The organism is Nocardia tenerifensis NBRC 101015 (assembly GCF_000308715.1).
Taxonomy (GTDB): domain Bacteria; phylum Actinomycetota; class Actinomycetes; order Mycobacteriales; family Mycobacteriaceae; genus Nocardia; species Nocardia tenerifensis.
Window position 1 is genome coordinate 1 of the sequence record NZ_BAGH01000196.1, and the last position, 22288, is coordinate 22288.

25 protein-coding genes are annotated in these 22288 nt (G+C 68.0%); 12 read left to right on the forward strand and 13 right to left on the reverse strand.

Translation table 11 applies throughout. The features are described from left to right. Nucleotides 1-477: M56 family metallopeptidase (locus ON39_RS16615; RefSeq protein WP_157195483.1), on the forward strand; the 477-nt coding region annotated here is incomplete at its 5' end. Nucleotides 478-495: 18 nt separating this feature from the next. Beyond that, nucleotides 496-1608: a winged helix DNA-binding domain-containing protein gene (locus ON39_RS16620; protein WP_040735118.1), complete on the forward strand. Its 1113-nt coding sequence runs from the start codon at nt 496-498 to the stop codon at nt 1606-1608. Nucleotides 1609-1735: 127 nt separating this feature from the next. Here the strand turns inward: ON39_RS16620 and ON39_RS16625 are convergent, their stop codons facing one another. Continuing rightward, a complete protein-coding gene (locus ON39_RS16625; protein WP_040735119.1) occupies nt 1736-2419 on the reverse strand; it encodes a TetR/AcrR family transcriptional regulator in 684 nt (227 codons plus the stop codon). 83 nt (nt 2420-2502) lie between these two features. Between ON39_RS16625 and ON39_RS16630 the strand changes: the two genes are divergently transcribed. Next, the gene (locus tag ON39_RS16630; RefSeq protein ID WP_040735122.1) at nt 2503-3633 is read left to right on the forward strand and encodes a Gfo/Idh/MocA family protein; all 1131 of its coding nucleotides are present in this window, start codon (nt 2503-2505) and stop codon (nt 3631-3633) included. Nucleotides 3634-3657: 24 nt separating this feature from the next. Here ON39_RS16630 and ON39_RS16635 read toward each other — a convergent pair whose 3' ends face one another. After that, nucleotides 3658-5094: an MFS transporter gene (locus ON39_RS16635; RefSeq protein WP_246002636.1), complete on the reverse strand. Its 1437-nt coding sequence runs from the start codon at nt 5092-5094 to the stop codon at nt 3658-3660. Between the two features lie 16 nt (nt 5095-5110). Beyond that, a complete protein-coding gene (locus ON39_RS16640; RefSeq protein WP_040735148.1) occupies nt 5111-5917 on the reverse strand; it encodes an acyl-CoA thioesterase in 807 nt (268 codons plus the stop codon). Nucleotides 5918-5970: 53 nt separating this feature from the next. Here ON39_RS16640 and ON39_RS16645 point away from each other — a divergent pair, with 53 nt between their 5' ends. The 6 genes from ON39_RS16645 to ON39_RS48820 all read left to right on the forward strand — a co-directional run bounded on the left by ON39_RS16645 (nt 5971) and on the right by ON39_RS48820 (nt 9402). Next, complete coding sequence (locus tag ON39_RS16645) at nt 5971-6450, forward strand: winged helix-turn-helix transcriptional regulator (protein ID WP_040735123.1); 480 nt, start codon at nt 5971-5973, stop codon at nt 6448-6450. A 256-nt stretch (nt 6451-6706) separates the two neighbouring features. After that, nucleotides 6707-7036 (forward strand): WXG100 family type VII secretion target, encoded by a 330-nt coding sequence (locus tag ON39_RS16650; protein WP_146250984.1) that lies wholly within the window; start codon nt 6707-6709, stop codon nt 7034-7036. Next, nucleotides 7033-8355, forward strand: a complete 1323-nt coding sequence (locus ON39_RS16655; protein WP_040735126.1) for an Rv0964c family protein — start codon at nt 7033-7035, stop codon at nt 8353-8355. Before ON39_RS16650 ends, ON39_RS16655 begins: the two co-directional genes overlap by 4 nt. Beyond that, nucleotides 8356-8895, forward strand: coding sequence for an LpqN/LpqT family lipoprotein (locus ON39_RS16660; RefSeq protein WP_051186723.1), 540 nt, complete (start codon nt 8356-8358; stop codon nt 8893-8895). 14 nt (nt 8896-8909) lie between these two features. Then, nucleotides 8910-9200: a hypothetical protein gene (locus ON39_RS16665; RefSeq protein WP_040735128.1), complete on the forward strand. Its 291-nt coding sequence runs from the start codon at nt 8910-8912 to the stop codon at nt 9198-9200. A gap of 55 nt (nt 9201-9255) precedes the next feature. Continuing rightward, complete coding sequence (locus ON39_RS48820) at nt 9256-9402, forward strand: hypothetical protein (RefSeq protein ID WP_246002638.1); 147 nt, start codon at nt 9256-9258, stop codon at nt 9400-9402. A gap of 517 nt (nt 9403-9919) precedes the next feature. Here the strand turns inward: ON39_RS48820 and ON39_RS16670 are convergent. From ON39_RS16670 to ON39_RS47325, 3 genes are all read right to left on the reverse strand, one after another. After that, complete coding sequence (locus ON39_RS16670; protein ID WP_040735129.1) at nt 9920-10633, reverse strand: hypothetical protein; 714 nt, start codon at nt 10631-10633, stop codon at nt 9920-9922. Between the two features lie 207 nt (nt 10634-10840). After that, entirely contained in the window at nt 10841-13432 is a 2592-nt protein-coding gene (locus ON39_RS16675) for a helix-turn-helix transcriptional regulator (protein WP_040735154.1), read from the reverse strand. Between the two features lie 153 nt (nt 13433-13585). Beyond that, nucleotides 13586-13822, reverse strand: coding sequence for a hypothetical protein (locus ON39_RS47325; RefSeq protein WP_083894500.1), 237 nt, complete (start codon nt 13820-13822; stop codon nt 13586-13588). A gap of 141 nt (nt 13823-13963) precedes the next feature. On the opposite strand from ON39_RS47325, the gene ON39_RS16685 reads away from it, so the two are divergent. Next, nucleotides 13964-14365: an NUDIX hydrolase gene (locus tag ON39_RS16685; RefSeq protein WP_040735132.1), complete on the forward strand. Its 402-nt coding sequence runs from the start codon at nt 13964-13966 to the stop codon at nt 14363-14365. A gap of 30 nt (nt 14366-14395) precedes the next feature. Next, complete coding sequence (locus ON39_RS16690) at nt 14396-14890, forward strand: hypothetical protein (RefSeq protein ID WP_040735133.1); 495 nt, start codon at nt 14396-14398, stop codon at nt 14888-14890. A 20-nt stretch (nt 14891-14910) separates the two neighbouring features. On the opposite strand, the gene ON39_RS16695 is transcribed toward ON39_RS16690, so the two are convergent. The 5 genes from ON39_RS16695 to ON39_RS16715 form a co-directional block, all read right to left on the reverse strand. Then, nucleotides 14911-15123 (reverse strand): hypothetical protein, encoded by a 213-nt coding sequence (locus tag ON39_RS16695; RefSeq protein WP_040735135.1) that lies wholly within the window; start codon nt 15121-15123, stop codon nt 14911-14913. 63 nt (nt 15124-15186) lie between these two features. Next, on the reverse strand, nt 15187-15786 hold the full coding sequence (locus ON39_RS16700) for a GTP-binding protein (RefSeq protein ID WP_040735137.1): 600 nt from the start codon (nt 15784-15786) through the stop codon (nt 15187-15189). Further along, nucleotides 15767-16141 carry a DUF742 domain-containing protein gene (locus ON39_RS16705; protein WP_040735138.1) on the reverse strand — a complete coding sequence of 125 codons (375 nt, stop codon included), beginning with the start codon at nt 16139-16141 and terminating at the stop codon, nt 15767-15769. Before ON39_RS16705 ends, ON39_RS16700 begins: the two co-directional genes overlap by 20 nt. Further along, nucleotides 16138-16563 carry a roadblock/LC7 domain-containing protein gene (locus tag ON39_RS16710; protein WP_040735140.1) on the reverse strand — a complete coding sequence of 142 codons (426 nt, stop codon included), beginning with the start codon at nt 16561-16563 and terminating at the stop codon, nt 16138-16140. The genes ON39_RS16705 and ON39_RS16710 overlap by 4 nt, the downstream gene beginning before the upstream one ends. Before the next feature lie 2 nt (nt 16564-16565). After that, complete coding sequence (locus ON39_RS16715) at nt 16566-18935, reverse strand: sensor histidine kinase (RefSeq protein ID WP_040735142.1); 2370 nt, start codon at nt 18933-18935, stop codon at nt 16566-16568. A gap of 240 nt (nt 18936-19175) precedes the next feature. Between ON39_RS16715 and ON39_RS16720 the strand changes: the two genes are divergently transcribed. Beyond that, complete coding sequence (locus ON39_RS16720) at nt 19176-20729, forward strand: succinic semialdehyde dehydrogenase (protein WP_040735143.1); 1554 nt, start codon at nt 19176-19178, stop codon at nt 20727-20729. Nucleotides 20730-20878: 149 nt separating this feature from the next. On the opposite strand, the gene ON39_RS16725 is transcribed toward ON39_RS16720, so the two are convergent. Further along, nucleotides 20879-21277, reverse strand: a complete 399-nt coding sequence (locus tag ON39_RS16725) for a DUF779 domain-containing protein (protein WP_040735144.1) — start codon at nt 21275-21277, stop codon at nt 20879-20881. After that, nucleotides 21277-22288: aldehyde dehydrogenase family protein (locus tag ON39_RS16730; protein ID WP_040735145.1), on the reverse strand; the 1012-nt coding region annotated here is incomplete at its 5' end. The genes ON39_RS16725 and ON39_RS16730, both read right to left, overlap by 1 nt.

The following is a 22288-nucleotide window of genomic DNA, read 5'->3' on the forward strand; positions in this document are numbered from 1 at the left end:
CGGCCCGACACGATCGTGGTTACCAGCGGTGCGCTAGCAGCCCTGACGCCCGACCAGCTGGCCGCGGTGCTGGCGCACGAGCACGCGCACCTGTCGGGCAGGCACGCGCCGCTGACCGCGGTGCTGCGGGCGATCGCGACGACCCTGCCCGGCCTGCGCCTGGCCACCGCCGGTTGCGCCGAGATCACCAGACTGCTGGAGATGTGCGCCGACGACAAGGCGGCGGGCAAGCACGGCTCGGAGCCGCTGCTCGGCGGTTTGCTGGCGATCCTCGGCGTCTCGGAGCCCGCGCCCTCGGGCGCGCTGGCCGCGGCGGGAACCGCGGTGCTGGCCAGGGCCGAGCGCCTGGTGGATCCGGTGAGCCCCATGCAGCGGGCGACCACGCGCACCGCGCTGCTCGGCGTGATCGCGGCGACGGTGACGGGACTGGCGTCCGTGGCGGCTACGGTAGCGTTCTGCAGCGCTTTGCTCGGCTGAGTTTTTAAGGAGTTACCCGTGCGCCTCACGTGGGACCAGGTTTTCGCGTGGCGGCTGCGGCGGCAGTTCGTCGCCGCCCGCGCCGCGAGTGTGCCCGAGATCGTCGAGCGCTTGTGCGGGGTGCAGGCGCAGGTGACCTCGGCCGCGGAAATGGCGGTGGCTCTGCGCGTTTCGGCCCCGGAGCCGGGGGCGCTGGTTCGTGAGCTCGACGGCGGCACGCTGATCAAGACCTGGGCCATGCGCGGCACCCTGCACGCGCTCACCCCTGATCTGGCCGCGGCCTGCCTGTCCCTGCTCGCCTCGGCGCGCACGTGGGAGAAGCCGGCGTGGCAGCGCAACTTCGGCGCGTCGCCTGCCGAGGTCGCGGCGCTGACCGAGCAGGTGCGCCGCGTGCTCGACGGCGCGGTGCTGACTCGGGAGGAACTGGTCGACGCGCTGCTGGCCGATCCGGCCTTCCATCGGCTCGGCGAGCAGCTGCGCTCGGGATGGGGTGCGCTGCTCAAACCCCTTGCCTGGCAAGGGGTTATCTGTCACGGCCCGGCGCAGGGCAACAAGATCACGTTCGGCGATCCGGCGCGGTTGATCAAGGGCTGGCCCGGGCTGCCGGAGCCGGATGCCGCTGCCCCGCCGGCGATCACCGCCTACCTCGGCGCCTACGGCCCGGCGACGCCCGAGGTGTTCGACGCGTGGCTCAGCCGCGGCAGCCTGCGCAAAACCCTGCTGCGCCGGTGGTTCTCGGAGCTGGCGGAGACCCTGACCGAGGTGGAGGTGGAGGGCCGCCGCGGTTACCTGCTGACCGAGCACGTCGAGGAGCTGGCGGCGACCGAGCCGACGACCTCGGTCCACCTGCTCGGCGGCTTCGACCAGTACGTCCTCGGCCCCGGCACCGCCGACACCGTGCTGCTGCCCGGCGACCATCGCGCGAAGGTCAGCCGCACCGCGGGGTGGATCTCGCCGATCGTGGTCGCGGGCGGCCGCATCGTCGGCACCTGGGAGCTCGCCGACGAGACAGTGGCCGTGCGCATGTTCGACGGCGCGCCGTTGCCGAAGAAGGGCCTCGACGCGGCCGTCGAGCACCTGGCCGCCGTGCTGGGGCGAGGTTCCTTGCCAGTTGCCGCCGTTGCGTCCTGACGTCACGTGCGCAGCGTGAATTCGGATAGCCCCCAGTGTGTCTCGCTGTCTACGCCCCGACGCACGTAACAGCGACAATGGCTTTACCAGCAGCGAGGGCAGTTTTCCTGTGTCGAATCGCGGGGGCTCACCCGCGGGGCGACGCCGCTGAAGATGGCGCGGCCGACGCTGTATTACCGATCGGGGTCCAGGGGGACTCGGCAGGCGGGTCGCAGCTGTCGTGGTTGGCCAGTCCCGCCAGGACGATGCGCAGGTTGCGACTCCATTGATCGTTGTCGGCCTGAAGACCGATGGTGCGCGAGTCGGTCGAGACCCCGGCAAGCAAGAACGCCACGTCCTGCCAGGCGATGTCCCGCCGCATCCGCCCGGCGGACTGCGCGGCTTCGACCAGATGCCTGATCCGCGTGCGTATTTCGGCGAGCAGTCGATCCAGACCCGGGATACCGGCACCGCCCAGCGCTTCATTGGCGCCACAGCTTTCCGCGCGCAGTCGCACGTAGACGGAGGCGAAGTCGGTGAACCCGCGCCAGGCATCGGGATCGGCAAGCGCGCGATCGGCGGTGGAGATCATCTCGTCCAGTACTTCCTCCAACACCACCTGCAGCAGCGTCTCTCTGGAGGGGACCCGACGATAGAAGGTGCCCTTGCCGACTCCGGCGCGCTGGGCGATTTCTTGCGCGGTGACTTCGACGCCGACCTCGGCCAATGCGGACCGTGCCGCGGCGACCAGGCGTTCGACGTTGCGGCGGGCATCGGCGCGGGGGGGCTGACCGGCCTCGCCGGCGAGTAGTCGGTCTACCGCATTGGTCACATCCGCCAGCTTAGCAACTGGACTCGCCGGGTCCACTTGGGTATAAATGGACCTCGTAGGTCCGCTTATGTGAGGAGTGACCCTTGGATCCCCTTCGGGTAGGCATCGTCGGCGCGAGTCCCGACCGTGGCTGGGCAGTGCGCGCACATGTTCCCGCGTTGCAGGCGCTCGAGGACTATCGGATCACCGCGGTCGGCACCAGCCGAGCCGACAGTGCACAGCGTGCGCGGCAACTGTTCGGCGCCGCGCATGCCTTCACCGATCCGCGTGAACTGGCCGAGCATCCGGAGGTCGACCTGGTGGCGATCACGGTGAAGGTGCCCGCGCACGCGGAGCTGATCCGTGCCGCCGTGGCGGCAGGTAAGCACGTCTATTGCGAGTGGCCGCTCGCACTGCACGCCGCCGAGGCCGAATCGCTGGCCCGGCTCGCCGAGGACGCGGGGGTGCGCCATGTGGTCGGCCTGCAGACCCGATACGCGCCGGCGGTCGTGCGAGCCCGCCGGCTGCTCGCGGAAGGGTTTGTGGGAGAACCTGTTTCGGTCACCGTGTACTGCGCACGGCAGATGGGTGCGGGCACGCAAGTGCCGGGTTGGGCTGCCTACACCCTCGACCGGAGCACAGGCGCGGGCGTCGTCGAGGTCGTCGGCGGGCACACACTCGACGCGGTCGAGTATCTGATCGGCGGTTTCACCGATCTGTCGGCCCGGCTCGCCGTCAGCCATCCGCAGGCGGTCATCGAGGACACCGGTGAGACGATCGAGGTCACCAGCCCGAACCATCTGCTCCTCGACGCCGCCACGGCGCAAGGAGTAGTGATCTCGGCCCACATTCACGACTCCAAGGTCACCAACGGCCGCACCAGGATCGAGATCTCCGGCACCGCAGGAGATCTCGCGATCGTCTCCGGTGCCAACAGTCCGGGCGGTATCTCGCTGAGTGACCTGCGCCTGGTGGGTTCTCGCGGTGGAGGCGAATGGCAGCCGCTGGGCGGTGACGATCCGCTGGCGGACATATCGCTCGGCACTGAGGTCGGCAACGTCGCGAGACTATACGCGGCGGTGGCTCACGATGTTCGGACCGACACCGCCACGGTCCCGACCTTCCACGACGGGGTCCGCGTGCACCGCCTGCTCGACACCATCCGCCGCTCGGCGGACACCGCGACACGGATGCCGATCCCTCGAGCGCGGGTCTGTGCCTCCGGCCAAACCTGAGCAGGTCGTCCCAGTGCTCTGCGATCAGGTTCGAACAGCCCGATGTTCACCAAGGTCACCCATGGGTGCCGGTGGCGCTGGCTCCTTCGGCATCTTGGCGAACGATCCGACTAGTCCGGCGAGGATCGCGACGGCGGCGGTGGCGTACCAGCCGCGGTGGAAGGCGTCCAGGGTTGCGTCGGGGCCGGTGGGGGTGCCGATGATGGCGACGAACAGTGCGACGCCGAGCGCGAGGCCGATTTGGCGGGCCATGCTCAGGACCGCGGAGCCGGTCGCGAACCGTTGGGGCGGAAGGCCGCTGGTGCCTGCGGCGAAGGCGGTGGGCAGGCTGAGGCCGACGCCGACCCCGCCGACGAGCATGCCGCCGAAGAGCCCGCCGAGGTAATCCGGCCGAACGGCGATGGCCTGCGCCCACCACAGCATGCCCGCGGCGAAGGCCAAGCCGCCCGCGGCGATCACCGGGCCCGCGCCGAGGCGGGCGATGAGCTTGCCGGCCAGGATCGCCACGATCGGCACGACCAGCGGGCCGGGCGCGATGGCGAGGCCGGTGCGCAGCGCCGACCAACCCCAGACGTTCTGCGCCCACAGCACCGACGACAGCAGCATCGCGCCGAAGGCCATATTGAAGAAGATCGAGTTGCCCGCCATGAGCGTGAAATTCGGGGCGCGCAGCAGCGCCGGGTCGACGACGGGACTGTGATGCCGCGCGGAGGACACCGCGAAGGCGATCGCCAGCAGCGCGGCGGCGGCGAACGCGAAAAGCACCGCGCCCGAGGACCATCCCCAAGCTTCACCCTTCACCAGCGCGAGCACGAACGCGCCGACCGTGCCGACCAGCAGCAGCGCGCCGAGCAGATCCGGCAGCGGACCGCCGTCGCCCGCCGGGTCGGGCAGCAGCCGCACACCGAGCACGATGGCGACGAGACCGAGCGGGACGTTCACCAGAAACACCCAGCGCCAACCGAACTCGACCAGCACGCCGCCCAGCACCGGCCCGAGGGCGGCGCCGAGCCCGCCGAAGGCCACCCACAGCCGCACCGCGACCGGCCGCCGCTGCGACGCGGTGGCGGCGAGCACCAGCCCGAGCGAGGTGGGGATCAGCATGGCCGCGCCGACGGCCTGGATTGCCCGGAAGCCGACGAGCGACCCGACATCCCATGCGGTGGCGCACAATCCGGACCCGAGGACGAACACGGCGAGCCCGATCAGGAAGGTCTTGCGGTTGCTGCCGCGGTCGCCGAGGCGTCCGGCCGGCACCAGCAGCGCGGCGAACACGATCGCGTAAGCGTTGAGCACCCAGGACAATCCGGCGATGGGCGCGCCGTCGAAATCGGCGGCCATATCGGGCAGCGCGACATTGACGATGAACAGGTCCAGGCTCGACAGCAGCACGCCGATCGAGACGATGGCGAACACGATCCGGGAATCGGCGCCCTGCCGGGCAATTGGGGGGACGGTCACGATGGTCTCTCTCGAGTCAGCCGAGCACACGGCGGGTTTGCCTGGCCGAGGCCAGGATTCGGCCGTCGCGACCCCAGAGGTCGATGTCGTCGACCGACCAGCCGCCGCCGGTGGAGGCGTTGGTCGTGCGCACGAGCACCGGCTGCGGGACGGGGTCGAGCAGGTCGGTGTGCAGGTGCATCGACAGCGCGACGGTGGGCACCGCGACGGGCGCGGTGAGGGTGGGGAAGAAGGCGGGCGGCAGCGCGTCGGCGAAAATGGCCAAAGTCGCCGCGTCGGTGGGCATGCCGGGAACCAGCTCGATCCAGGCGCACATCATGGTCTCGTCCGCGTCGGACAGCGGCAGCGGGCCCGCCGCCGGCCGGATGTCGAAATGCGCCGCCGCCGGGATGATCTCGCGCGGTAGGGCGAAGCTCTCGCACTGTTCGGGGGCCCGCACCTCAGGCGCGGCGACTCCGGCGCGCTCGGTGACGCCGCTCGGGACGGCGCGGCCGAAGACGACCGAGGCCGAGGCCACCACGCCGGATTCCTGGGCGGCCTGCACGTCGACCACCGTGGTGCTGCGCCCCACCGCGTGCGTGGTGGCGCGAAAGGTGAACGCGCCCTCCGCCGGTCGCCCGAGGAAGCGCTGATCGAACGCCCGCACCGGCAGCTCGCCGCCGCCCGCGCGCCGGGCGACCTCGACGAGCAGGGCGGCGATCACACCGCCGTGCGGTCCGGTCCAGCCGCGCCAGTCGCGGTCGACGTGCGCGTGCCAGACGCGGTAGTCGGTCTCGGTGAGGGCGAAGGTCTCGCCGACCGAGCGCCCAGTGAGTTGCATCATGAAACGAACCATAGGCCAGTGAGTTCTTTGAAGCAACCGACTATGCTCGGGGCATGCGCAGGACGAGTTTCGAGGACATGAACTGCTCGCTGGCCCAGTGCCTCGAGGTGGTCGGCGAGTGGTGGACGCTGCTGATCGTGCGCGACGCGCTGCTCGGGGTCACCCGCTTCGACGACTTCCGCGACCGCCTCGGCATCGCCCGCAACGTGCTCGCCCAGCGCCTCGAGCACCTCGTCGCCCACGACATCCTGACCCGGGAGCCCTACCAGGACAACCCCGTTCGCCACGACTACCGGCTCACCCCGAAGGGCCGCTCGCTGTGGCTGGTCGTCACCGCCATGCGCCAGTGGGGCGACGACTGGGCCGCCCCCGACGGCCCGCCCCTCGAGGTCGTCCACACAACCTGCGGCCACACCGCGGTGATCCACCCGACCTGCTCGCACTGCGGCGAGAAGGTCACCGGCCCCGACCTCCGCCCCACCCTCGGCCCCGGCGCCCACTCCCCGGCGCTGCTGCCGGTCCCGTCCCACTGAGCCACACCGCGCATACGGCCCTGACGCTTTCGGACGAGGCGGGCATGGTCGCCCGCGGCGAAGCGGTGCCAGAGGAAACGGCATCGGATAAACGCGCAGACAAAACCGACCTTGCGGTTGAATAAGGGCGAAAAGACCGGAAAGACCGAAAAGCATTGAGGCCCCCAATAATTGGGGCATGAATGGCGTATCCGCCGCCCGTTAACGTATTCGAGTGCAGTCCATGCAACACTGCACCCGAATGCGGGGGTATTCGATGACTGGCGAACTTTCGGTGAACTTCACCGATCTGCACCTCTCGGCGAAGTGCCTGGCCGACTGGTGCGGGGACAGCACCGCACTCTTCGATTCCGGGCATTCCGAGATTTCCTCGGCGTCGTCCGGCTGGGTGGGTAGTTCTCGCGCGGCACTCGAAGGGGCATTGGAGAAATTACGCGGCTCCGGTACCGCGTTGACCGGACGGCTCGACGGCCATTCGTCCCTGGTCACCGACGCGGTGCGCGAATACGGCCTGGCCGAACACAAATCCACCACCGAACTCGACCGAGTCGACCGGCCGACCGGCCGGAGGTTGCTGGATCTATGATCACGATCTCCGACATCGATCGGTGGAACGTGGCGGATATCGAGTCGGTATTCCAAGTCTGCACTTCACACGCGCAGCACTGCGACGAACGCGCGTCGAACCTGGGTAACCTGCAGATGTTCCAGACCTGGGACGGGGAGGCGGCGGAGGCCGCCAAGCAGTCGGTCGGCAAGACGCGCGTCGACTTCGACGCGCACGGCAAGCACGTCGCCGCCATCGCCGCGGCCGCGAAGACCGCCGCCGAAGAGGTCGCCACGGTCAAATCCAAACTGACCGGCCTGCGCGCCGACGCCAAGACCGGCGGGTTCGCGATCGGCGACGACGGCAAGGTGACCCGGATTGTGCAGGGGCCCTACACCACCGACCAACTGGCCAAAATCGAGGCGAACCGGGTTGCGCTGCAACTCGAGGTCAACCGGTTGATGATCAATGCCCAACTGGTGGACGCCGATCTCGCCGCCGCGATCAAAGGCGCCGACGGACAACTCAGCGAAAGCGATCTGAACAAGCAGAATCATCCGCCGGTCTACGCCGCCGCCTTCGGTCTGAGCTCCTTGGGATTGCCCGAGTATCCCAACGGTTCGCTGACCGATGTGGAGGTGCGCAACTATTACCTCGAAGCCGAGCGGCGCTTGGCCGCGCTCAACGAACAGCTCGCGAAAACGGACATGCCGCTGGAAGAACGGGCCAGGATCGCCAGCGAGATACGCAATGAGTTCCGCACCAAGGCACGGGATTTGATGTCGAACCGGGCCGTGGCCGAGGAACTCATGAAGAAAGAGGGAAACCGATCCTTCGATCAGCTGATCGAAGACAAGATGGCGAAGAAGGGGATGACCCGCGAGCAGGCGTTGCAAGATGTCATCGACTCCTCGTCGAAGAGTCGCGGCGCGGTCAACGAGGCGCTCGGCGTCGATCCGAAGAATCCGAGACTGCCGGACCCCAAGGAAGTACAGGCGCGGGTGCGCGGGCCCAACAGTGGACCGGGCACACCCAGAGTCACCGACACGCTGGCGGGTGCGGGTGAGAGCGCGGGCTCGAAGGCGCTGCGGGTCGCCGGCAAGGCGGCGCTACCGCTGGCTGCGGCCTACGAGGTCTACGACGGATACACCCAGGTGAAGGCGGGCAAAGAGACGGTGCCGGAAGCGGTCGGCAGTGGCGCGGGCGCGCTGGGCGGTATGGTGGCCGGCGCAGAGGGTGGTGCGATGATCGGCGCGTTCGGCGGGCCGGTCGGCGCTGCCGTCGGCGGCGTGGTGGGTGGTGTGGTCGGCGGCATCGCGGGCAGCTCGGTCGGCAAATGGGTAGGTGGGTTGTTCTAGATGGCAGACAACGAGACCTCCATCTACGCAGCGCTGGAATCCCTGGCGCTCAGTACCCATCGGGTCACCGACGCCGGCACCATTCCGGGGCGTGTCACGCTCGACCTCGATCCCGATACCTGGGCCGAGATCGATGGCCGCGAATCGGGTTATCTCAGCGTATTCGTTGCTCAGCACGAGCAGTCGTCCCGGTTCCGGACCAATGTCGTCGTGGTGTTCACCCGCGTGATCGTCGGCCCGGGCGTCGACTTGGCCGGGCTGATAGAGCACTCGTTCACCGACTCGCGGCGACTGCCCGGCTGGACCGAGGAGCACGCCGAGGTGTGGCCGCCGGCCGATCGCCACAGCGGCTGGTCGATTCAGTCCGGCACCTACTCCGCCGAGGGCCAATTGCTGTATGCCGTCACGCAATACGCGATCTACCAACGCGCCAACGTCGGCTATCTCCTGCAAGCGACGGGGACGACCGCGGCCGAGCGGATACCGGTGTTCGGTAGCCTGCTCGAAAAGGTTGTGCGCAGCGTCAACTTCGACGACTGAAGGGGCAAGAACTGATGGTCAGACGCTCGGACGGGGTATCCGATCTGGAGGAAGCGCTCGCCGCGCAGGTCGTCTTCGTCGAGGACCAAGCCGACGACACCTGGATGATCGGCCGGACGCCGACCCAGACGCTGCACGTCCGGATGGGCAACTTTCCGGAGGAGGACCTCTGGTCGCTGTGGCTCGGCGACGGCAAGTGGATGGACTTCACCGAACCACCCGCCGGCTGGACGCTGGAGCTCAGCGACGATCGCTGGCCGGCCACCGCGCGCCCTCGGCTGCCCAAGGGCGAATTCCACGAATGATCAGGGCCGGTCGGGGCAGACGATGCCGGTGTAGGCCGGGTCGAGGGCCCGCTTGATGACCCACCTCGGGGAATCCGGAGCCAGCCTGCTCGAACTCAAGGCCAAGCCGCGGCATCGCAAGGCCGAGAACCTGCGCCGCTACTTCAAGGCGATGCGCGACCTCAGCGCGCTGCTCCGTCCCGGAGCCGACCGCCGACGCTGAGCTGCGGCGCACCCATATCCGTTGTCTTTCCGGCAGGTCTACCACGTTCCCACCGAAGAAGCGCGATCATTCCAGCCGAAAGGACGCAGACTGAGAACTTTGGTCGTAGTCCAGGGTTCTACCGCTTTGCTGAATGATTGGCCCGCGTAATCCTTGTGTTCATACAGCTGTGCAAGTAGAACTGAAGAAGCTCGGTGTTTCTTCATTACAAGAAGCACTCACCATCCTCAACGAACAATCAGCGGGGTTCGGTAGGACAACACAACCAATCGACTTCCACATCCTTCGACGTAAGACGTCACCTCAGGTCGCGAGTCCGTCCTCGATGTCCGCGTCGCCGGCCGCGATGGCGAAAATGAGGTCTACTGCTGTCAAGGTTTTCACGTTTCCAGTCACAGCTTCTCCTGTGCTCGAATTCGATAGGGCGCATCGCCCGATGTTGTTCACGATCGACGTTGCCGTGAGTCGATCAGCTGGACCGATGGGCGACGGAGGGATCGGATCGCTTCCGTCGAAATCATGCGTACCAGTAGTAACTGGGGACCACCTCGAGGCCCGGTTTACCGACCGTTACGTCCGCCCCGACGAATGTCGGATTTCTGTCCTGAGGATCCGGCCCCGGCAGCAACCAGACCCGGTGGAAGTGCTGAAAATGACCACTACTGTCGGCGGATACTCTCCCGAGTGATGTACTCGGGACTGTTCGTCCGGGCTCGATGAATATACTGAGGTCGACGAGTCCATTCGACGTGAAACCCGTCCCGATGATCGTGAAGTCCGTGCTGAGCTGAGTCCTTTTCGCACGATAGACGACGTCAGGATTCAGGGTCGCCTTGTCGCGAAGCATGGGATGATCGACGCCGAAACCGTCATGGGAGTTCCACACGACCTCGTAATCGCGCCCGGCCTTGTCTTGGAAGACGCCGCGAATCTCGATCCCTCGATCCGTCGCGGCGCTGGTCATTATTCGCATCTCGGAAGGAAAAACGATGCCCTGCTGTTCGACGAACGATCTGCCGCCCTCGAGCACTTCCCGCGCCAGACTTTCGTCGTCGCGCAGGCGATCGAGAAATGCTAAAAGGTTCTCGTCGCCGCCGAGTGACAGCAGGACGGTATGGACGCCGAGCTCGTTGTTCAGGTCTCGAATCTTGTCCTTGATTCGGTTGACACGATTCACATGCTGACGGAGGGCGCTCTCCAGCTCTTGGCGTTCCTTGTCCGGGGCCAGCATTTTACTTCACATCCTCCTGGAGAGACGAGCTATACCCATTGCTGCTCCGAATTGGACTGAGCTCGGTTCATCGGCCATACAGACAGCGTCCGCCTCGTAGCGCCGTGCAGAGCGAGTATGTCCATACTCGAAAACGTCGCAACGCCCTCGATGTCCTACTCGACGTGTCCGAGCAAGCTGTCGTCCGCGCGGACGAGAAAGGGCGCGTCAGTCGGCGGCGAGTCCGAGGATCGTCGAGAAATCGTGTCGGCTGGTGACGCCGAGCTTGGTGCTCGCGCGGTAGAGGTGGCCTTCGACCGTGCGCCTGGAGACGGTCAGCCGGTCGGCGATCTGCTGATTGGTCAATCCCTCGGCGGCCAAGGTGACGATCTCGCGTTCCCTGACCGACAGCGGTAGCGGGCTTGCCACCAGCGCCAGTGCCGGACTGTGCGCGCCGCCGCAGTCGGCAGCGAGGCGTAGCGCTCGCGCCGCCGCCAGATTGCCGGATCCTTTGCGGCCGTGCTGAAAAAACGAGACCGCGGCCTGCGCGGCCACGTCGGCAGCGGACAAACGATCCCCCATGCGTTCGAACGCCACCACCGCCGCATTGAGCGCGGCGCCATCGTCGGCGGCCAATGCCGCGGCGTGCGCTGCCGCGGCTGGTGCTCTGGGTCCGTCCACGCGGGTAGCCAGCTCGGCGAGTTCGGTGGCCGTGGTGCGATCACCGAAGCGCGTCGCCGTATGCAGCGCCATTACCGTGTGCATGTGCTGACCGTGCCGGCGCGCGATCGCGGCGGATTCTTGCGCAAGGGTGATCGCGGTGCTGATATTGCCCTCCACGGCGGCGACCCAGGCATCGGCCAGGAGTTCGACAGGTTCGTAGAATGTGACGGCGGGAGTGCGATACCGGCGCATCTCGGCCTGGGCCTCGCGCGCAGCCTCGAGCTCGCCCAGCACCGCCAGGCACGGTGTCAGAGTTGTCAAAGCGCCGAAATACGCTCCGCCAGCCGATCTTCCCAGCGGCGCGAACCGCACGCACTCCTGTCGCAATAGGTTTCGCGCGAGCGCGAGCTCACCTCGAGCAAGCAGTGCGATTCCCACGATCAGGGAGCTCTCGGTGAATGGCGCGTCCTCGACCGCATCCCGGTACCCCGCGGCCGCGGCACTGGCTCGGTCCAGATGGCCGCTCCACACGAGTCCACTGACGTACTGGGAGATCAACGGCACGCGAAGGTTGGCGAACTCGGCGACCTTGTCGCACACTGTCATTCCTCGCGCGGCGTAGGCAGCCAGATCGGCACAGCCGGTGACGGCCGCCCATATGACCAGCGCGCATGCGCTGAACAGCACCGCGATATCGTCTGGGTGGTCGCTGGTGAGGATCTCGGTGGCGACCACCCGGGCTGCGTCGAGGCGACCGGTCGAGGAATCGGTCATCGCGTGCACTGCGCGCAAGGCGTCCCGCAGCGGCCGGTCGGCGACCTGGACAGCACCGTTGTCGAGGAGGGTGAGGGCTTGATCCGGGTGCGCCATCATGTAAGCGAGCCCCGTTGCCCGCATGATCGTTGCGCGCACGAATTGGCCTTCGTCAGTAGCCAATTCGGCCAACCGGGCGAGTTCGACGTCGGCGGCCTCGGGCATGCCCGGCCAGATCGCCGCGTAAGCCACGATCGCTTGCGCACGGAATCCGCCGCCTGCCGCGACGGCGGCACGTCCGAGGCGATCGGCGAGCCGGACATCGGACAATCCCAGGGCCTGCTCACCAACCCGAACGAACAGAGACACATCGGCGGGTAGATCGGAATCGAGGAGCAACAGCGCGCGCCGCGCCGCAGCATCGGGTCGAGAATCGATGTCGGCCAACGCCATCGCGATCTCGCCACACAATCGTCGTGCCCGCAGCAGGCCGATCCCTGCGCGTCGGACTTCCCCGTAGAGCGGATGTACCAGCCGTGCCTCCCACCGGTCGGCGTTCGTGTCGATCGACACCAGCCCGGCGTCCTCGGCTCGTTCGACAGCACCGCGCTCGACCGCCTCGTCGAGCAGCCCGACCGGTAGCGGCTCGCTCAACGCCAACAGGTCGATCACCATGCGAACATCGACGGGTAAGGCCGAGATTCGGGCATCCACCATCTCCGACAAGATCGGTGGCACCTCGACTTCGCCTTCCAGCCGCCACACACCGCCCTCGCAGCGGAACGCGCCGGGGACCACGAGCTGCCGCAGAAACAGCGCGTTTCCCCTGCTGAGTCGCCACAATCGGCGCGTCGTGGCACCCTCCACGCTGCCACCGAGCGCGGCTTCGACCAGCGCCTCGGTTTCCCGCTCGGACAACGGCTGCAGATCCATCCGTTGCAGAAGTTCGTCCTTCCACAGCGCGATGACCGCGTCCGGTGCCCGCTCGCCGATGCGCACCGTCGCCAGCACCGTCGCTCGCTGTTGGAGCACCAGTTGATTCACCACCAACGCAGACAAGTCGTCGAGCAGGTGTGCGTCGTCCACGGCAACCACGACCGGAGATCGCCCGCCGGCGATCCGGTCCAGGGTTCGACGCACGACAGTATGTGGATCGCCCGGCTCCGGCAGCATCTCAGCGAACGCACCCAACGGCACCGCTCGCGCGCACTCGGTCGCGGCCACCCACCACACCCGCGCCCCACGACCCCGCGCCAAGGCGACGGCCTCGCGAGCCAGGCGAGTCTTCCCGACCCCGGCGCCACCGACCAGCACCACCCCACCGGCGACGTCGCGTCGCCGCATCGCGGAGTCGACGAAACCGAGCTCCTCCGCGCGACCTATCAGCGGCCACTCCCGTGCCACATCCACTGATGCTACGGACTCGCCGCCGGTCATTGACTGAAATATCGGGTGCGACTCATCGATATGCGGACACAAGGCATCGAAGCCGTTGACGAATCGAGTGATCACGGCACGATGGACGGATCCGACCACCCATCGCCACGGTGCTCCGCGCTAGCCTTCGGCAGCACCCGTATCCGGACCGGCAGCAGTCGTGCCGGTGGGCGAGTCGTGCAACGCGGCAAGTTTCGCTTCGGCCATACGGTAGACGCCTTCGAGTGCCGCGAGTTCGACGCCGATGTACTCACAGATCAGTGCGGGGTCGACACCTCCGTCGCGTAATCGCAGCGCCAGCGAGTACGGCAACGGCAACTGGCGCAGGGCCTGCTCACGTTCGCTTTCATCAGACATAGGACGAGGGTGCGTCCTGTCGTGAATCGGCTGTGGAGTAAGTGGCTACCTCAATTCCGCACGCGGAAGCTATTGCCCCTTCGAGCAGGCTTGCCGGTGCCGGGTGCGGTGGACGAACCGTCGGGTGGCTAGGGTGCGGGGGTGAACGCGCGGCTGATCGATACGGTGGCTTGGGTGCGGATCGAGGGTGGGCGGATTCTGTGTGCGCGACCGCGGGGCAAGGATGTGTTCTACATTCCGGGCGGTAAGCGGGAGGGCGCGGAGACCGATTTGCAGACGCTGGTGCGCGAGATCGAGGAGGAGTTGACGGTCGCGCTACTGCCGGAGACGGTCGCGCACGTCGGCACCTACGAGGCCGTGCACGCGCCCGAGCAGGCCTTGGTGGTGCGAATGAGCTGCTATACCGCCGACTATCGCGGAACCCTTTCCGCCAGCAGCGAGATCGAGGAGATGGCGTGGTTCAGCTACGCCGACCGCGCGCTGGTGCCGCCGGTGGACCAGCTGCTGTTCGACGATCTGGTGGATGCCGGCCAATTGCGTTGAGCCGCAGGCGCGACGCGCTACGGTCGGCGTATGAGTGTGCTCGCGGTGTGGCTGCGCGCGACCGCCTACGCCCTGTGGGCGCCGCCGCTGGCGGTCGGCCCGGTCGCCTCGCGCCTGCGGGTGCCGCGGCGGCTGCTCGGCGAATCCATCATCCCGCGTGATCGTTTGACGGTGCGCGCGGTCTGGCACTCGGTGCTCGGCGGCGCGCTCGGGGTGCTCACCTGGTTCCTGGCGTTCCTGGCCGTGCTCGCAGCGGTCCGCGGCATCTTCTACCCGCTACTGAACGACCACTACGAGAACTCCTGGGGCGGGCCGACATTGGCGGGCGCCTGGACGGTGCACGCGCTGCTCGGCGTCGGCCTGCTCCCGGCGTGGCTGCTGCTGCTCGCCGCGCTGGGCGTGCTCCAGGTGCGCCTCACCCGCGCCCTGCTCGGACGCGCGGGACCGCGCTGGCCCGTTCCCGCGGCGGTGCTGCTCTGCGCGGGCGGCGTGCTGCTGTTCGTCGCCTGGCTGCACCAGCTCTGAGTTCAGCACCAGCTCTGAGTTCAGCAGAGCGGGAACTTCGAGCCCGCGAGCTGCCCCTTCAGCAAACACACCAGGAAGAACACGAATTCGCGTGCGTACGTGGCGGCCCCGGAGTCCTGCACGGACGAGGTGACCGGCGCGGGTGCGGCGACGGCGGGCGCGGCGGTCGCCCCGACCGGCAGCACGAGCGCGACGGACACGACCACGGCGGCGAGGGTTCGCTCGATACGCATGACCCGACTCTCTTCGAACGGAATGGCTCCGGCAGCCCCGGACCGCCGGGGCCGCCGGCGGACTCAGGTGGTGACGATCGGCCGCTGCACGCGCTCGATCAGGTGCTCCACCAACGTCATCAGCACCGTCTTGCACGAGCCGCGGTCGCGGGCGTCACAGAGTAGCACCGGGGTGTTGGGGTCGAGATCGAGTGCGTCGCGCACCTCCTCGATCGTGTAGACCGGCGCGCCGTCGAAGCAGTTGACCCCGACGATGAACGGCAGCCCGCGCCGCTCGAAGAAGTCCACGGCGGCAAAGGAATTGCCGAGGCGACGGGTGTCGGCGAGCACCACCGCGCCGAGCGCGCCGCGGGCCAGCTCGTCCCACAGGAACCAGAAGCGGTCCTGTCCCGGCGTGCCGAACAGGTACAGCACCAGGTCCCGGTCGATGGTGAGCCGGCCGAAGTCGAGGGCGACGGTGGTCGTCGTCTTCGATTCGACGCCGGACAGGTCGTCGACGCCGGTGCTGACCTCGGTGATCAGCTCCTCGGTGCGCAGGGGCGCGACCTCGCTGATGGCCGAGACCATCGTCGTCTTGCCCACGCCGAACCCGCCGGCGACGAGGATCTTGACCGAGGCGGCCAAATGCGGCGTGCCGCTGGGGTCAAAGTTTTCGGATTCCATCCAGTACCGCTCGCAATATGTTGAGGTCTTCGGGCCCGGCTTCCGTCGGTACGGGAGCACGGAATATGAGTTGCCCGTCGCCGATTAGATCGCCGACGAGGATCTTCGTCACCGCGAGCGGTAAACGCAACTGTGCCGACACTTCGGCCACCGATTGCGAAACCCGGCATAGCCGAAGGATATCGGCGTACTCGGGCTCCAATCGGCGCGTGGGACCCGCGGTTTCGTCGGCGACGACCGAGGTGAGCATGTCCAGTTCGGGACCGGCTCCCGCGGTGCGCCCACGCGTGAGCGCGTACGGGCGGACGAGCGGGCCTGCCGCCTCGTCGAACCAGGGCTCACGCGGGTGGGTCATGGCAGATTCGACTCACCCTGTCCGACGAGATCGCGTCGCGGCGTGGTGGACAGATAGTTGCCGACTCGTTGAACGGTGAGGTTCATCTCGTAGGCCACCATGCCCAGGTTCGCGGACTCGACCGCCTGCAGCGCGAGGCAGGCGTTGTCACCGGCGGAGGTGACGAACAGCACGGCCCGGTCCAGCTCGATGACGGCCTGGCGCACGCCGCCGCCGTCGAATCGGTTGCCCGCGCTGCGCGCGAGCCCGTAGAGCGCCGAGGACATCGCGCCGAAGTGTTCGGCGTCTTCACGGGTCATCGCGCTGGAGCGCCCGAGTAACAGCCCGTCGGTGGACAGCACCACCGCGTGGCGCACCCCGGCGAGGCGGTCGACGAGATCGTCGAGCAGCCAATTGAGATCACCTGTGGGAGAAGAGGACACTCCTAACCTTCCTGTTCGTCCGGGGCGACGGCGGAGCGGCGGCCCTGCCTCGTCCCGTTCTCGATGGCGGACATCAGATCGCGGGCCTGTTCGGCGGAGCGGGCAGGCGCGGGCGGGGGCGGCGGCGCGGGGGTCGGATCGGACAGTTGCGGCGCGAGATTGGTCTGTCTGCTGCGGCGCGGCAGGGCGGGGCGGCCGTCGGCGTCGGGGTGCGGCGCGGCAGGCACGTGCGGGCGCGGGCCGTAGGGCGCGGGGGACTCGATCGCCAGGGTAGCGACCGAACCGGTGACCGGCTGGGCGGATTCGGCCGGTTCGGCGGGCTCGCTCGGCACCGGCGCGGCGGCGAGGCGACGCCGGCGGCCGGGGTCGGTCAGCTCCGAAGGTGTCTGCGGGGGAATGGATTCGGTGACGATCAGCGACGAGGGGATGAGCACGATCGCCTTGATGCCGCCGTAGTCGGACTCCGAGAGCCGCACCGTGACGCCGTGGCGCACGGCGAGCTGGGCGACGACGAACAGTCCGAGCCGCGAGTCCGCCGACAACGCGGCGACACCGAAATCCGGTGGGGTGCGCAGCATCTCGTTGAGCCGGGCGAGTTCGGCCTCGGGCATGCCCATGCCCTGGTCGGTGATCTCGGTGACCACGCCCTTGCCGACGACGTTGCCGCTGACCTCCACCCGCGACTGCGGCGGGGAGAAGGCGGTCGCGTTGTCGACGAGTTCGGCGAGCAGGTGGATGAGGTCGGCCACGACGGTGCCGACGACGTGCACCTGCGGCAGCCGCGCCACCCGCACGCGGGCGTAGTCCAGGGTTTCCCCGACCGCGCTGCGCACCAGGTCCATCAGCGGGACCGGGTTGCGCCACTGACGGCCGGGCTGGCCGCCGCCGAGGATGGTCAGGTTCTCGGCGTTGCGGCGTTCGCGGGTGGCGAGGTGGTCGAGCCGGAACAGGGTGTCCAGCAGCGCCGGATCCTCTTGGCGCTGTTCGGCTTCGTCGAGGATCTCGAGCTGCCGGTGCACCACGATCTGGCTGCGGTGGGCGATATTGAGGAAGACCGCCTTGACCCCTTCGCGGGTGCGGGCCTCGGCGACGGCCGCGCCGATGGCGGCGGCGTGCGCGTGCTGGAAAGCCTTTGCCACCTGGCCGATTTCGTCGTGTCCGAAGTCCAGGACCGGGGTTTCGACTGCGCGGTCGATGGTTTCGCCCTCGTTGAGCCTGCGCATGGTCTCGGGTAGTCGCTCGTCGGCCATGGCGAAGGTCTGCCTGCGAAGTCGCTTGAGCCGCCGGATGATCCGGTTGGCCAGCACGAGCGCGATGAGGAACGCCGCGATGCTGACCACGAGCACGCCGCCGCCCGCGTAGAGGGAGTTGGCGGCGGAGGTGTTGGCCTTGTCCTCGGCCAGCTCCTGGGCGTGCTTGTTGTGGGCGATCCACACGTCGATCATCATGCGGTTCACCTCGGCGGCGGCGTTCTGCCAGTCCGTCGTCGACAGCGGCAGCGGGGGCAGCGACTGTTTGACGCTGCTCGACGAGCTGCTGCTGGAACCAGACCCGCTCGAGGAGTTGCCGGCGGCGTTCTGTGCGACCAGATAGCGTTGCGCCAGAGCGGTTTCCATCAGCGACAGCTGCTGCCAGGCGTTGCTTCCGGTGAGCTGCTGGAGCCGGTCGTGCATGGACCCGGTCGGGAATTCCGTGGCCATGTTGCCGATTTCGAGGTGATAGAACCCGACCTGGCGCAGGAACTCCTCGATCGGGATGGGCGAGGGGCCGGTGGTGGTGGAGAGCATGACGCCCAGGGCGTTGCTGCGCGCCATCGACTCGGCGGCGTTGAGGAAACGCATGCCGTCGGCGATGGCGACGCCGATCTCGGTGTCGGGGGCGGACTGCTCGGCGATCTCGGTGCCGACGGAGATGACGTCGAGCAGCCGGTTGTAGAACATATAGGCGTCGGAGGGCTGCAGCTGGCCCGCGTCGGTGGCCATGCGCACCTGGGTCATCTGGCTGAGCAGGGTGTTGAAGCCCGCGACGTCGTCGCCGATCTTGGAGTCGTCGACCTTGCGCAGGCCCTCGGAGGCTTCGATCAGTCCGCGCATGGCGCCGTCGAGGCGGATGCGCGCGGCGGCCAGGGCCGGGGGAACGGTGTCGTCACCGGCGAGCAAAGCCAGGGTCAATCGGCGTTCCTGCTGAACGGCCTCCATCAACTCCCTGGTGTGCGGGATGGCGTTCTGATTCTGCACCGCCCATTCCCTGGCCGTGGTGCCCTCGGCCACTAGATACCCCGCTGCGCCCACGCCGACTACAAGCAGAGTCAAGCTCGGAATGAGCGCGATTGCCAGGATCCGCGTACGAACCCCGAGCCTCGCTCTGAACATCGGGACAACCTAAACCACAAAACGGACCACACGACCGGTGTGTCCCGGTGAGTGAGACTAGAATTGACATCGGCGTGACGACCGCGCTGAGGTCGCCGAAAATGGGCAAATCCGGCCGTAAGGGCGGCGCGTACGGCCGGTGTACAGGGGACTGACTTCTGATCGAGGCCGGCCGGGCGTAGATTGTGTGTATCTCGCGGTTACACGAGATCTGCATCGACACGAACGTAGGAGGCACCGATGCCCGCGCCCGAAGCCGCAGTCTTCGACCGTCTGAGCGCGTTGGCCGCGATCGAGCGCCCCGAGGACCGCGAGCGCCGCACGATCGCCGAGACGTTCACCGGCTCGCCGCTCGGCACCGTGCCCGTCGGCACCGCCGCGGATGTCGCGACGGCCTTCGAGAAGGCCCGGTCCGCGCAGGCGCGCTGGGCCGCACGCTCGGCCGCCGACCGCGCCGCGGTGCTCGAACGCTATCGGGCGCTGGTGGTGGCCGAGTGCGAGTTCCTGATGGACGTGGTGCAGGCCGAGACCGGCAAGGCGCGCTGGGCGGCGCAGGAGGAGATCATGGGCCTGATCTTCGCCGCCCGCTACTTCGCCAAAAACGCGCCGAAACTGCTTGCGCCGCACAGCGTTGCGGGCGCGTTCCCGGTACTCAACCGCACCGAGGTCCGCACCCAGCCCAAAGGTGTTGTGGGCGTGGTCGCCCCGTGGAACTACCCGATGCTGCTCTCGATCGGCGACTCCATTCCCGCGCTGATCGCGGGCAACGCCGTGGTCGTCAAGCCGGACAGCCAGACGCCGTTCTCCTCGCTGGCCAACGCCGAACTGCTCTACCGCGCCGGCCTGCCCCGCGACCTGCTCGCGGTCGTGCCGGGTCCCGGCACCGTTGTCGGCACCGCCATCGTCGACAGCTGCGACTACCTCATGTTCACCGGCTCCTCGGCGACCGGGCGCACGCTGGCCGAGCAGTGCGGACGCAGGCTCATCGGGTTCTCGGCCGAGCTCGGCGGCAAGAACCCGATGATCGTGACCAAGGGCGCGAACCTGGACAAGGTCGCCAAGGCCGCGGTGCGCGCGTGCTTCTCCAACGCCGGGCAGCTGTGCATCTCGATCGAGCGGCTCTATGTCGAACGCGAGATCGCCGCGGCGTTCACCGACAAGTTCGTCGCCGCCGTCAACGCGGCGAAACTCGGTGCCGCCTATGACTATTCGACCGACATCGGGTCGCTGATCTCCGAGGCGCAGCTCGAGACGGTGACCAAACACGTCGCCGACGCCACCTCCAAGGGCGCCAAGGTGCTCGCCGGCGGCAAGGCCCGCCCGGATCTGGGCCCGCTGTTCTTCGAGCCGACGGTGCTGGCCGAGGTGACCGACGAGATGGAGTGCGGGCGCGAGGAGACCTTCGGCCCGCTGGTCTCGATCTATCCGGTGGACTCCGTCGACGAGGCCGTCCGCCTGGCCAACGACACCGAATACGGCCTCAACGCCAGCGTGTGGGCGGCGAGCAAGGCCGAGGGCGAGCGCATCGCCGCGCGCCTGCACGCGGGCACGGTCTGCGTCGACGAGGGCTACGCCCCCGCGTGGGGCAGCACGGCCGCCCCGATGGGCGGCATGGGCATCTCCGGGGTCGGGCGCAGGCACGGCCCCGATGGGCTGCTGAAGTTCACCGAGCCGCAGACCGTCGTGGTCACCCGGTTCATGAATCTCGATGCGCCGCCGATGATCTCGCAGGACAAGTGGCAGCGGTTCCTGATGGCGGTCGCGCGCAGCCTGCGTTTCCTGCCCGGTCGGTGATGCCGGTGGCCGCCGGGTGGTCGTGCACCACCCGACGGACACCGCCGCCGGTCTCCCCGGCGGGCGCCGTCCGTTCCGGCGGAGCGGAGTGACGCCCATGCCGCGTGCGTATCCGATTCGGTCGCGGCCCGGGGATCCCGAAGGTCTTCTCAGATCAGCCGATCCGCCCCGGTACGCGGGGGCGGCAGCGTGGCCAGCTCCTCGTCGGTGAGCAGGCGCGAGCGCAGCAGGAACCGGACATCCCGCGGCGCCTCCAGGGAGACGCTGCTGCCGCGTCCGTCGACCACGTCCACGGTCACGTGCGTGTGCTTCCACATCTGGTATTGCTCTGCGCTGAGCCAGAATTCGGTGTGCCAGGGCAGGTAGCCCAGCAGCACGTCCGCGCCGCCGATGCGGAACTCGCGCACCGGCAGGCAGATCGGCGAACTGTCGTCGGGCGAGCCGCCGGACTGGTGGAACAACACCGCGCCGTGCACTTCTATCAACTGCCGCAACAGGTTTCGGGCTCGCTCGGTGACGGCGATCCGGTGGGTGCGGTACTGCTGCATCAGAAGAGCCCCGCTTTCGTCGAGGAGTAACTGACCAGCAGGTTCTTGGTGTGCTGGTAGTGATTCAGCATCATCTTGTGGTTCTCGCGCCCGATGCCGGACTTCTTGTAGCCGCCGAACGCGGCGTGGGCGGGGTAGACGTGATAGCAGTTGGTCCACACCCGGCCCGCTTTGATGGCGCGCCCCATGCGGTAGGCGATGTTGCCGTCCCTGGTCCACACGCCCGCGCCGAGGCCGTAGAAGGTGTCGTTGGCGATGCGCACCGCTTCCTCGACGGTGTCGAACCGGGTCACCGCGACCACCGGTCCGAAGATCTCCTCCTGGAACACCCGCATGGTGTTGCTGCCCTCGAAGACGGTCGGCTGGATGTAGTAGCCGCCGGGCAGACCCTCGACCTTGCGCGCCTCCCCGCCGGTGCGCACGCGGGCGCCCTCCTGCCTGCCGATATCGAAGTAGGACAGGATCTTCTCGTACTGGTCGTTGCTGGACTGGGCGCCGATCATGGTGTCCTCGTCGAGCGGGTCGCCGCCGACGATCGCCTCGGTGCGGGCCACGCACCGGTCGAGGAACTCGTCGTAGATCGAGGAGTGGATCAGTGCGCGCGACGGGCAGGTGGACACCTCGCCCTGATTGAGCGCGAACATCGTGAAACCCTCGATCGCCTTGTCCAGGAACGCGTCATCGGCGGCGAGCACGTCGGGCAGAAAGACATTCGGGCTCTTGCCGCCCAGCTCGAGACTGATCGGCACGATGTTCTCGCTGGCGTACTGCATGATCAGCCGGCCGGTGGTCGTCTCGCCGCTGAACGCGAGCTGCGCCACGCGCGGGCTGCAGGCCAGCGGTTTGCCGGCCTCGACGCCGAATCCGTTGACCACGTTGAGAACTCCCGGCGGCAACAGATCGGCGATCAGCTCGATGACGAGCAGGATCGAGGCCGGGGTCTGCTCGGCGGGCTTGAGCACGATGCAGTTGCCCGCGGCCAACGCGGGCGCGATCTTCCACGCCGCCATC